Genomic DNA, 12,278 nt, shown 5'->3' with positions numbered 1-12,278 from the left:
TATTTGCAGGAGATTGTTTAAAACACTATATTTGCATCATCAAAATAAGAAATACACGGGAATAGTTCAACGGTAGAATAGAGGTCTCCAAAACCTTTGATCAGGGTTCGAATCCTTGTTCCCGTGCTTAATAAATAAACTGAAAATGGCAAAAGTACTTGATTTTTTTAAAGACTCTTATGTCGAGATTACAGAGAAGGTCACTTGGCCTACTTGGGGTCAGTTACAAAACTCCGCTGTGATCGTACTTGTTGCTTCTGTTATCATAGCATTATTGGTTTTTATAATGGATAAAGCTTCAAGCAACGTATTGGAGTTGTTGTACGGTATTGCTTCTTAATTTCATCAAACATTATTTATGGCAGATCAAAGTTTAAAATGGTACGTAGTTCGTGCAGTGAGTGGTAAGGAGAAGAAGGTAAAACAATATATTGATGCCGAAGTGAGTCGTTTAGGGATTGAGCATTTGGTTACTCAAGTGTTGATTCCTATGGAAAAGTACTATTTGATGCGTGATGGAAAAAAGGTAGCTAAAGAGCGCAACTATTATCCTGGATACGTTTTGTTAGAGGCTGCTTTGGATGGTGAATTGGAGCATATCATAAAGGGGGTTAATAGTGTTATTGGATTTTTAGGAGATAAGGCAGGTAATGCTATTCCGTTACGTCAAGCAGAAGTTAATCGTATCTTAGGTAAAGTAGATGAGATGGCTGAACAAGGTGAGACCATTAATGTGCCTTACTATGTTGGTGAAACAGTGAAGGTGAATGATGGTCCATTTAATGGTTTTACTGGTGAGATCGAAGAAGTTCACGAAGACAAAAAGAAATTAATCGTGATGGTGAAAGTTTTTGGAAGAAAAACACCATTAGAATTAAACTACATGCAAGTAGAAAAAGAATAATAAAAAGAGCAAAGTTTAACCTTTGCTCTTTTTATGTTGAAAAATATTTGTATTTAGTTTTTATTATACATATCTTTGCACCTCATTTGGTGGTTAAACGCAAGTTAATAGCCAAGTGAAATAATAAATGTTACGTTATTTGCTTCCAACTTACTAACAAACATTTAATAATTTAATTCAAAACAAGATGGCAAAAGAAGTCAGTGCGTTAGTAAAATTACAAGTTAAGGGCGGAGCTGCGAATCCATCTCCACCAGTAGGACCTGCTTTAGGTGCTAAGGGTGTGAACATTATGGATTTCTGTAAACAGTTCAATGCTCGTACGCAAGACAAACCAGGAAAAGTATTGCCTGTTGTCATTACAGTTTACGCCGATAAATCTTTTGATTTTATCATTAAAACTCCACCAGTTGCTATTCAATTGAAAGAAACTGCTGGTTTAAAAAGCGGTTCAGGTGAGCCTAACCGTAAAAAAGTAGCTTCAGTTACTTGGGAACAAGTAGAAGTTATTGCTAAAGATAAAATGGTAGATTTAAACGCGTTTACTTTAGATGCTGCTATGAGAATGGTAGCTGGGACAGCACGTAGTATGGGTATTACTGTATCAGGTAATGCTCCTTGGAACAATTAATTAAGAAATCAATTTAAGAAAAGTGGCTAGATTAACAAAAAATCAAAAAGCGGCACTATCCAAAATTGAAGCTGGTAAAGCATACTCTTTAAAAGAAGCTTCGGCTTTAGTTAAAGAAATTTCATTGACCAAATTCGATGCTTCTGTGGATATCGACGTTCGTTTAGGCGTAGATCCTCGTAAAGCAAATCAAATGGTTCGTGGTATTGCAACTTTACCTCACGGAACTGGTAAAACTGTACGTGTTTTAGTTTTATGTACTCCTGATAAGGAAGAAGAAGCTAAAGCAGCAGGTGCTGATTTCGTAGGTTTAGATGAGTATATCAGTAAAATTGAAGGCGGTTGGACTGACGTTGATATCATTATTACAATGCCTAGTGTGATGGCTAAAGTAGGTAAATTGGGTCGTATTTTAGGTCCAAGAAACTTAATGCCAAATCCTAAAACTGGTACTGTAACTACAGAAGTAGGTAAAGCAGTAACAGATGTAAAAGGCGGTAAGATTGATTTCAAAGTTGATAAAACTGGTATCATCCATACTTCAGTTGGTAAAGCGTCGTTCGATGCAGACAAAATTTATGAAAACGCATTAGAGGTATTACAAACTATCTCTCGTTTGAAACCGTCTGCAGCTAAAGGAACATACTTTAAAAGCATTCACATTTCATCAACTATGAGTCCTGGTATTCATATTGAAACTAAATCAGTAGCGGGTATTTAATCATGAGAAAAGAAGAAAAACAAGAAATTGTTCAAGCTTTGGCCGAGCAGATTAAATCTTACGGTAATTTCTATATTACTGACACTTCTAATTTATCGGTAGAAAAAGTGAATGGCATTCGTCGCAAATGTTTCGAAAGTGATATTGAAATTAAAGCTGTTAAAAACACTTTAATCAAAAAAGCATTAATCGAAGCTGGTATCGATTCAGATGAGATCGTAGGTACATTGAAAGGTGCGTCTACAATGATGTTCTCTGAGATCGCAAATGCTCCAGCGAAATTAATTCAAGCTTTACGTAAAGAAGGTGATAAACCTTTGTTGAAAGCTGCTTATATCCAAGAAACTGCATTTGTAGGTGACAATCAGTTGAAAGCATTAGTGAGTCTTAAATCTAAAAATGAGCTCATCGCTGACGTTATCGCTGCATTGGAATCTCCTGCTAAGAATGTTATTTCAGCTCTTCAATCGGGTGGAAATACAATTTCAGGTTTAGTAAAAGCTTTAGAACAAAGAGGTTAACGAATACTCTTTTTAAATAAAACATTCGTTCTATTATTAATAACAATTTTTCATAACGACATTCAAAAATTCAAAATAAAATGGCAGATTTAAAACAACTTGCTGAACAGTTAGTAAACTTAACAGTAAAAGAAGTTAAAGAATTAGCTGATATCTTAAAAGACGAGTATGGTATCGAGCCTGCTGCTGCTGCTGTTGCAGTTGCTGCTGCTCCAGCTGAAGGTGCTGCTGCTGCTGAAGAGAAAACATCTTTCGATGTTATCTTGAAAGAAGCTGGTGGTGCTAAATTAGCTGTAGTTAAATTAGTAAAAGATTTAGCTGGACTAGGCTTGAAAGAAGCTAAAGATTTAGTTGATGGAGCTCCTAAAGAAATCAAAACTGGTGTTTCTAAAGATGAAGCAGAAGCTTTGAAACAACAATTAGAAGAAGCTGGAGCTGTTGTTGAGATTAAATAATCTTACATAACAAGCCCTCAAAAGGTTTAGACTCTGACGTATTTTCGTTAGAGTCTATTCCTATTTATGATATTTCACTACTAGTCTATGTGTATGCTGAACATAGTCGAAATGTAGTAATGACAGCATAGTTAAGCTCAGTTTTTTTAAAACTAAAATTCATATCCCCTTGGCAAACAATAATATTCAACAAGAAAGAGTAAATTTTGCGACAAGCAGGAAAGTTCTGGAATATCCAGATTTCTTAGATGTGCAATTGCAATCTTTCAAGGAGTTTTTTCAACTAGAAACTACTTCTGACAACCGCCATCAGGAAGGGCTGTTCAAGGTATTCTCGGAAAACTTCCCTATTTCTGATTCTAGAAACATTTTTGTTCTCGAGTTTTTGGATTATTTCATTGATCCTCCTCGCTATGATATACAAGAATGTATCGAACGTGGGTTAACTTATAGCGTTCCTTTAAAGGCAAAGTTAAAGTTATCATGTAATGATGAAGAACACGAAGATTTCGAGACTATTGTGCAGGACGTATATTTGGGAACTATCCCATATATGACACCGAAAGGTACTTTCGTGATCAATGGTGCGGAGCGCGTAATCGTATCTCAATTACACCGTTCACCTGGCGTTTTCTTTGGTCAAAGTAGACACACAAATGGTACTAAACTTTATTCTGCAAGGGTAATTCCTTTTAAAGGATCTTGGATTGAATTTGCAACTGATGTAAACAACGTCATGTATGCTTATATCGACCGTAAGAAAAAATTCCCAGTTACTACTTTATTACGTGCTATCGGTTATGATTCTGATAAGGATATCTTAGAATTATTTGATCTTGCCGATGAAATTAAAGTAAGTAAGTCTGGTCTAAAAAAATACGTGGGTCGTCGTTTGGCGGCAAGGGTATTGAAAAAATGGATTGAAGATTTCGTTGATGAGGATACTGGTGAAGTGGTATCAATCGATCGTAATGAAATTATCCTTGAACGTGAGACTGTTTTAGAAGAAGATCACATTGATTTGATCATCGATGCTGGAGTAAAATCTATTATTTTAGCAAAAGAAGATGCTTCAAACAATGCTGACTATTCAATTATATATAACACATTACAAAAAGATACGTCTAACTCTGAGAAAGAAGCGGTAGAACATATCTATCGTCAATTGCGTAACGCTGAACCACCTGATGAGGAAACTGCTCGTGGTATTATCGATCGTTTATTCTTCTCGGACAAACGTTATGATTTGGGTGATGTAGGTCGCTACCGCATTAACCGTAAATTGAAATTAAATACTCCTGATGAAACGAAGGTATTGACTCGTGAAGATATCATCGCAATCGTGAAGTATTTGATTAACTTAATCAACTCTAAAGCTGAGGTGGATGATATTGACCACTTATCTAACCGTCGTGTACGTACAGTAGGTGAGCAGTTATATGCACAGTTTGGAGTAGGTCTTTCTCGTATGGCTCGTACCATTCGTGAGCGTATGAATATTCGTGATAATGAGGTTTTCACACCTACTGACTTAATTAATGCACGTACGTTATCGTCTGTGATTAATTCATTCTTTGGTACTAATCAGTTATCACAGTTCATGGATCAAACCAACCCTCTTGCAGAGATCACGCACAAGCGTCGTCTTTCAGCTTTAGGTCCAGGTGGTCTTTCTCGTGAGCGTGCAGGTTTCGAGGTTCGTGACGTTCACTATACGCACTACGGTCGTTTGTGTACAATCGAGACTCCAGAGGGACCAAACATTGGTTTGATTTCCTCATTAGCAGTTCACGCTAAGATTAATAATTTAGGTTTTATCGAAACTCCTTACCGTCGTGTAGAAGATGGTCGTGTTGTGGTTGAAGAACCTGTTCATTATTTATCTGCTGAGGACGAAGATGAGAAAACAATCGGTCAGGCAAATGCGCAGTATGATGATAATGGTAATTTTATAGATGCTAAAGTAAAAGCAAGATATTTTGGTGACTTCCCGGTAATCGAACCTACGCGTTTGGATTATATGGACGTTGCTCCTAATCAAATTACATCTATTGCGGCCTCATTAATTCCTTTCTTGGAACATGATGATGCCAACCGTGCATTGATGGGATCAAACATGCAGCGTCAAGCTGTTCCAATTTTACGTCCACAAGCTCCTATCGTGGGTACTGGCTTAGAAGCCCGTGTTGCGAAAGATTCCCGTACATTAATTAATGCAGAGGGTAATGGTGTCGTGGAATATGTAGATGCAGATGAAATTAAAATTCGTTATGACCGCACTGATGATGACCGTTTAGTGTCATTTGATGATGATGTCAAAACATATAGATTGATCAAATTCAAGAAAACCAATCAGAATACGTGTATGAACTTAAAACCTATTGTAGGTAAAGGTCAACGTGTGACTAAGGGTCAGGTATTATGTGAAGGTTATGCAACTGAAAATGGTGAATTAGCATTAGGTCGTAACTTAAAAGTTGCATTCATGCCTTGGCAAGGATATAACTTTGAGGATGCGATCGTTATTTCTGAGCGTGTAGCAAAAGAAGACTGGTTTACATCTCTTCATATTGAAGAGTTTGAATTGGAAGTTCGTGATACAAAACGTGGTGAAGAAGAATTAACGGCAGATATTCCTAACGTTTCGGAAGAAGCGACCAAAGACTTAGATGAAAACGGTATTATCCGTATCGGTGCTGAAGTTAATGGTGGTGATATCTTGATCGGAAAAATCACTCCTAAAGGTGAGTCAGATCCTTCTCCAGAAGAGAAATTATTACGTGCAATCTTTGGTGACAAAGCTGGTGACGTTAAAGATGCTTCATTAAAAGCTTCTCCTTCATTGAAAGGTGTTGTAATTGATACGAAGTTATTTGCACGCGCTAAGAAAATGTCTAAAGAAGTTGAGCGTAAAACATTAGAGAAATTGGAAACAGCACATGAAAGAGCTGTTAAGATTTTGAAAGAACGCTTGGTAGAAAAATTATTTACAATTGTGAATGGTAAAACTGCTCAAGGGATCTATAATGTTTATAAAGAATTGTTAGTAGCTAAAGGGGCTAAGTTTACACAAAAAATCTTAGCAGAATTAGACTATAATAATATCAACCCTACAGGTTGGACAACTGACGAAGATAAGAATGAAATGATTAAAGCTTCTTTACACTTCTATAACATCAAGTTAAATGAAGAGTTAGGTGCTTTCAAACGTGATAAATTCGCAGTTTCTGTCGGTGATGAGTTACCATCAGGTATTGTTCAAATGGCTAAAGTTTACGTTGCTAAAAAACGTAAATTGAAAGTAGGGGATAAGATGGCAGGTCGTCACGGTAATAAAGGTATTGTTGCACGTATTGTACGTGATGAAGATATGCCTTTCTTAGATGATGGAACACCAGTAGATATCGTGTTAAACCCACTGGGTGTACCTTCTCGTATGAACTTAGGACAGATTTACGAAACTGTTTTAGGTTGGGCTGGTCAAAAATTAGGTGTTAAATTTGCAACTCCTATTTTCGATGGTGCCGAAAAAGAAGAGGTAGAGGACTGGGTTGCTAAAGCTGGTTTACCTGCTTCAGGTAGAACTTACCTTTACAATGGTTTAACAGGTGAGCGTTTTGACCAACCAACTACAGTTGGTGTGATCTATATGTTGAAATTAGGTCACATGGTTGATGATAAGATGCACGCTCGTTCTATCGGACCATACTCATTGATTACACAACAACCATTGGGTGGTAAAGCTCAATTCGGTGGTCAGCGTTTTGGTGAGATGGAGGTTTGGGCATTAGAGGCATTCGGTGCATCTAATATCCTACAAGAAATCTTGACTGTGAAATCGGATGATGTTGTTGGTCGTGCGAAAACTTACGAGGCTATCGTAAAAGGAAACAATTTACCAACTCCATCGGTACCAGAATCGTTTAACGTATTGGTACATGAGTTACGTGGTTTAGGTTTAGATATCACATTGGATTAATTAAGCAAAAAGGAAGTTTTAGTGATCGCTATGATCACTAAAACTTTTTCATAAAGCTTTAACTTTTGAATAAGTATGTCTTACAAAAAAGATAATAAAATTAAAAGCAACTTTACATCAATTACTGTAAGCTTGGCGTCTCCAGAAACAATCTTAGAGCGTTCAAGTGGTGAAGTTGTAAAACCGGAAACGATTAACTATCGTACCTACAAACCAGAACGTGATGGTTTATTCTGTGAGCGTATCTTTGGTCCTGTAAAGGATTATGAATGTCACTGTGGTAAATACAAACGTATCCGTTATAAAGGTATTGTATGTGACCGTTGTGGTGTTGAAGTTACGGAGAAAAAAGTACGTCGTGAGCGTATGGGACACATTTCATTGGTGGTTCCTGTTGCACACATCTGGTATTTCCGCTCTCTTCCAAATAAAATTGGTTATTTATTAGGTCTTCCTACTAAAAAACTGGACATGATTATCTACTACGAAAGATATGTAGTTATTCAAGCTGGTATTAAAGAGGATGATGGTATCAACTATATGGACTTCTTGACTGAAGAGGAATATTTAGATATTTTAGATACATTACCTAAAGAAAACCAATATTTAGATGACAACGATCCTCAAAAGTTCGTTGCTAAAATGGGTGCTGAAGCGTTAGAAGAATTATTGAAACGTATTGATTTAGATAAATTATCTTATGATTTACGTCACCAAGCGGCTAACGAAACTTCTCAGCAACGTAAAAATGAGGCTTTAAAACGTCTTCATGTTGTAGAGGCATTCCGTGGTTCAAGAGATCGTATTGAAAATCGTCCTGAATGGATGATCGTAAAAATCGTTCCTATTATTCCACCAGAATTACGTCCATTAGTTCCTTTAGATGGTGGTCGTTTTGCGACTTCAGATTTAAATGATTTATATCGTCGTGTTATTATTCGTAATAACCGTTTGAAACGTTTAATTGAAATTAAAGCTCCAGAAGTAATTTTACGTAATGAAAAACGTATGTTACAAGAGGCTGTCGATTCATTATTCGATAACTCACGTAAAGTTAACGCAGTGAAAACTGAAGGTAACCGTGCGTTGAAATCATTATCTGATATCTTAAAAGGTAAACAAGGTCGTTTCCGTCAAAACTTATTAGGTAAGCGTGTGGATTATTCGGCTCGTTCGGTAATCGTCGTTGGACCTCACTTGAAATTACATGAGTGTGGTTTACCTAAGGATATGGCAGCAGAACTTTACAAACCGTTTATCATTCGTAAGATGATCGAGCGTGGTATAGTGAAAACTGTAAAATCAGCTAAGAAAATTGTAGATCGTAAAGATCCAGTTGTTTGGGATATATTAGAAAACGTGTTGAAAGGTCATCCGGTATTATTAAACCGTGCACCTACGTTACACAGATTGGGTATTCAGGCTTTCCAACCTACTTTAGTAGAGGGTAAAGCTATTCAATTACACCCATTAGTGTGTACCGCATTCAACGCCGATTTTGATGGTGACCAGATGGCAGTCCACTTACCTTTAGGTAATGCTGCAGTTTTGGAAGCTCAAGTTTTAATGTTGGCAGCGCACAATATTTTGAACCCTGCAAATGGTTCTCCTGTAACAGTACCTTCTCAGGATATGGTTTTGGGTCTTTATTATATCACGAAAGGCCGAAAAAGTACTCCAGAACAAATCGTTCATGGTGAAGATATGATTTTCTATTCTGCAGAAGAGGTTATTATCGCTTTGAATGAGAAGAAAATTGATTTGCATGCTTTTATTAAGGTAAAAACTAAAATCAGAACTAAAGATGGTAGTATCGTTGATACTTTATTAGATACAACAGTTGGTCGTGTTATATTCAACCAAGTTGTTCCTCATGAAGTGGGATTTATCAACGAATTATTAACGAAAAAATCTTTACGTAATATCATTGGAGAAATTGTGAAAACTACGGGTATGGCTCGTGCTGCACAGTTTTTGGATGATATGAAAGAATTAGGTTTCCAGACAGCTTTTAAAGGTGGTCTATCGTTCAACTTGCAAGATTTGAACATTCCTGATGCTAAAGCTGATTTAATTCAACAAGCGACAAACGAAGTTGAAGAAGTAATGAATAACTATAACATGGGTTTCATTACCAACAACGAACGTTATAATCAAATCATCGATATTTGGACACGTATCAACAATAAGTTGACATCACACGTAATGGATATCTTATCGAATGACAACCAAGGATTCAACTCTGTATATATGATGCTTGATTCTGGTGCACGTGGTTCGAAAGAGCAAATTCGTCAGTTGTGTGGTATGCGTGGTTTGATGGCTAAACCTCAAAAATCAGGTTCAGCAGGTGGTGAAATTATTGAAAACCCGATTTTATCAAACTTTAAAGAAGGTCTTTCAGTATTAGAATACTTTATCTCTACCCACGGTGCACGTAAAGGTCTTGCCGATACGGCATTAAAAACGGCGGATGCGGGTTACTTAACTCGTCGTTTACATGACGTTGCACAAGATATGATCGTTATTGATCAAGACTGTGGAGGTTTAAGAGGTATTTATACAACGGCATTAAAAGATAATGATGATGTTGTAGAACCATTGTACGATCGTATTTTAGGTCGTGTATCGTTGTACAATGTATATGATCCAGAGACAGGTGAGTTGTTAGTAGAGGCTAATCAAGACATCGAAGAAGATATTGCTGAACGCATTGAATCTTCTGGTATTGAAGGTGTTGAGATTCGTACCGTGTTAACATGTGAATGTAAACGTGGTGTATGTGCTAGCTGTTACGGTCGTAACTTGGCATCTGGTAAACGTGTTCAATTGGGTGAAGCTGTAGGTGTAATTGCAGCACAATCAATTGGTGAGCCAGGTACACAGTTGACACTTCGTACGTTCCACGTCGGTGGTACGGCTTCTAACATTGCTGCTGAGTCCCAGATTTCTTCTAAATATGCCGGTACAGTTGAGTTTGAAAACTTACGTACAGTATCTCAAGAAGGTGAAGATGGTACGCATCAAGTAGTATTGGGTCGTTCTGGTGAGATCAAAATTTTGGATGAAACTAAAAAAGTATTATTCCAACAAAATATCCCTTACGGTTCTCAATTGTTCGTTGAAGAAGGAAATAAGGTTGCTAAAGGTGATAAGTTAGTATCATGGGATCCATATAATGCTGTTATTATCTCGGAGTTTGCTGGTAAAGTGGAGTTTGATGCGATTGTAGAAGGTGTAACTTTCCGCGAAGAGTCAGATGAGCAAACTGGTCACAAAGAGAAAGTAATCATTGAAACTCGTGATAAAACGAAAAACCCTGCGATCAAGATCTTAGACAAAAAAGGTGAAGTAATTCGTACGTACAACATTCCAGTAGGAGCTCACGTTTCTGTAGCGGATGGTGTAACTGTAAAAGAAGGTGGTATCTTAGTTAAGATTCCTCGTTCTACAGGTAAAACTCGCGATATTACGGGGGGTCTACCTCGTGTAACGGAATTATTCGAAGCACGTAACCCTTCTAATCCAGCTGTAGTAACTGAAATTGATGGTGTTGTAACTTTAGGTGGTGTTAAACGTGGTAACCGTGAGATTTCTATCGAATCACGCGATGGCCAAATTAAAAAGTACCTTGTTCCACTTTCGAAACATATCTTAGTACAGGACAATGACTTTATTAAAGCTGGTATGCCTTTATCAGATGGTTCGATCTCTCCAGCAGATATCTTATCAATCAAAGGTCCATCAGCAGTACAGCATTATATCGTAAATGGTATTCAAGAGGTTTACCGTCTTCAAGGTGTAAAAATCAATGATAAACACTTTGAAACAATTGTTCACCAAATGATGCAAAAAGTCAATATTGAAGATCCAGGAGATACACGTTTCTTAGAGAAAGAGGCTGTTAACAAATGGGACTTCATGGAAGAAAATGATTCGCTTTACGACAAAAAAGTTGTGGTAGAGGCTGGTGATTCCAATGACTTACGTCCAGGTCAAATTGTTTCTTTACGTAAGTTGCGTGAAGAAAACTCAAGCTTAAGACGTCGTGATTTAAAATTAGTAGAGGTCCGTGACGCAATTCCTGCGACTTCAAGTCCTTTATTACAAGGTATCACTAGAGCTTCATTAGGTACGAAATCATTTATCTCTGCAGCATCTTTCCAAGAGACTACAAAAGTCTTGAACGAAGCAGCTATAGCAGGTAAACGTGATAATTTATTAGGATTGAAAGAGAATGTAATTGTGGGTCACTTAATTCCTTCAGGTACAGGTCTTCGTCAATATGGTAACATTATCGTAGGTTCACGTGAAGAATACGATCAATTATTAGCTTCGAAAGAAGAAGATTAATAATTTTTTAATCATACTTGAAAGGGTTGCAGATTTTGTCTGCAACCCTTTTTTTGTGATGTAGGATGTTATCAATTGCTGCTCTATTGCCGTGTATTGGTATCTATGTGGTATCAGATCCTAATTGTTGGCTATTTGCTGCCAAAAGATTTTCGATGAATCAGTCGAAGTCCAAGATCTACCATAATAAGGACGCTCGACCCGTATAGGGAGATTTGCTTATACAAGCAGATTGATCCTGCTGCTATTTTCAGTCTGCCCAGCTGGATGGCATATCATGAAAGTGGAAAGCAGGCGCGGAGCATCTTCCTGCTTACCGCCCAATGTGAATAAAAGATTATCCCTTGCTGATGACGGATAAGATTCAAAAACAGTTCGATGTCTTTATTATTTCTGTCGGACACCGTTTTTTTTTTGCAGCACCAAATAGGCAGATACAGTAAAGTCAAAAAAATGAACAGTAAACAAGGCCTAAACAACAGTTGCCAAAAACCTCACTGATCTGCAATTATCTTCCCAATATTGCAGGATAAGGCATACCCTGGGAACGCTGCTTACAAATCAATCACACAATGTCACAGTTAGTTAACCTTATTATTCAGAAATAAGCAAAAAAACATTAGGAAGTGAAGGATAAAAGTTCCTATCTTTGCACCACTCCGCAAGGGAGGAACGGCTGATCCGAAAGGGGAAGCACTGAAAAAAGAAGGGTTT

General features: G+C 37.3%; 8 protein-coding genes and 1 tRNA gene. All 9 read left to right on the top strand.

The window, feature by feature from the left end; genetic code table 11:
• Positions 1 to 55: 55 nt before the first annotated feature.
• The 9 genes from C8N37_RS20910 to rpoC all read left to right on the top strand — a co-directional run bounded on the left by C8N37_RS20910 (position 56) and on the right by rpoC (position 11,564).
• Positions 56 to 126, top strand: a tRNA-Trp gene (locus C8N37_RS20910).
• Positions 127 to 145: 19 nt separating this feature from the next.
• Positions 146 to 340, top strand: coding sequence for a preprotein translocase subunit SecE (secE, locus tag C8N37_RS20905; protein WP_045752393.1), 195 nt, complete (start codon positions 146 to 148; stop codon positions 338 to 340).
• Positions 341 to 358: 18 nt separating this feature from the next.
• A complete protein-coding gene (nusG, locus tag C8N37_RS20900; protein WP_045752392.1) occupies positions 359 to 904 on the top strand; it encodes a transcription termination/antitermination protein NusG in 546 nt (181 codons plus the stop codon).
• 187 nt (positions 905 to 1,091) lie between these two features.
• On the top strand, positions 1,092 to 1,535 hold the full coding sequence (gene rplK, locus C8N37_RS20895) for a 50S ribosomal protein L11 (RefSeq protein WP_045752391.1): 444 nt from the start codon (positions 1,092 to 1,094) through the stop codon (positions 1,533 to 1,535).
• A 22-nt stretch (positions 1,536 to 1,557) separates the two neighbouring features.
• Positions 1,558 to 2,256, top strand: coding sequence for a 50S ribosomal protein L1 (gene rplA / locus C8N37_RS20890; RefSeq protein WP_045752390.1), 699 nt, complete (start codon positions 1,558 to 1,560; stop codon positions 2,254 to 2,256).
• A gap of 2 nt (positions 2,257 to 2,258) precedes the next feature.
• On the top strand, positions 2,259 to 2,777 hold the full coding sequence (gene rplJ / locus C8N37_RS20885; protein WP_045752389.1) for a 50S ribosomal protein L10: 519 nt from the start codon (positions 2,259 to 2,261) through the stop codon (positions 2,775 to 2,777).
• 80 nt (positions 2,778 to 2,857) lie between these two features.
• Positions 2,858 to 3,232: a 50S ribosomal protein L7/L12 gene (rplL, locus tag C8N37_RS20880; protein ID WP_045752388.1), complete on the top strand. Its 375-nt coding sequence runs from the start codon at positions 2,858 to 2,860 to the stop codon at positions 3,230 to 3,232.
• 169 nt (positions 3,233 to 3,401) lie between these two features.
• Complete coding sequence (gene rpoB, locus C8N37_RS20875) at positions 3,402 to 7,211, top strand: DNA-directed RNA polymerase subunit beta (RefSeq protein WP_045752387.1); 3,810 nt, start codon at positions 3,402 to 3,404, stop codon at positions 7,209 to 7,211.
• Between the two features lie 75 nt (positions 7,212 to 7,286).
• Positions 7,287 to 11,564 (top strand): DNA-directed RNA polymerase subunit beta', encoded by a 4,278-nt coding sequence (rpoC, locus tag C8N37_RS20870; RefSeq protein WP_108160751.1) that lies wholly within the window; start codon positions 7,287 to 7,289, stop codon positions 11,562 to 11,564.
• The last annotated feature ends 714 nt before the right edge of the window (positions 11,565 to 12,278 follow it).

It is taken from the genome of Sphingobacterium faecium, assembly GCF_003054045.1.
GTDB classification, from domain to species: Bacteria; Bacteroidota; Bacteroidia; order Sphingobacteriales; family Sphingobacteriaceae; genus Sphingobacterium; species Sphingobacterium faecium.
The sequence above is the reverse complement of the archived record's forward strand: the minus strand, read 5'-3'. Positions and strand labels throughout refer to the sequence as shown.

Coding starts and splice junctions, on each gene's coding strand:
- secE (WP_045752393.1), top strand. CDS start 146: ATGGCAAAAGTACTTGATTTTTTTAAAGACTCTTATGTCGAGATTACA.
- nusG (WP_045752392.1), top strand. CDS start 359: ATGGCAGATCAAAGTTTAAAATGGTACGTAGTTCGTGCAGTGAGTGGT.
- rplK (WP_045752391.1), top strand. CDS start 1,092: ATGGCAAAAGAAGTCAGTGCGTTAGTAAAATTACAAGTTAAGGGCGGA.
- rplJ (WP_045752389.1), top strand. CDS start 2,259: ATGAGAAAAGAAGAAAAACAAGAAATTGTTCAAGCTTTGGCCGAGCAG.
- rplL (WP_045752388.1), top strand. CDS start 2,858: ATGGCAGATTTAAAACAACTTGCTGAACAGTTAGTAAACTTAACAGTA.
- rpoC (WP_108160751.1), top strand. CDS start 7,287: ATGTCTTACAAAAAAGATAATAAAATTAAAAGCAACTTTACATCAATT.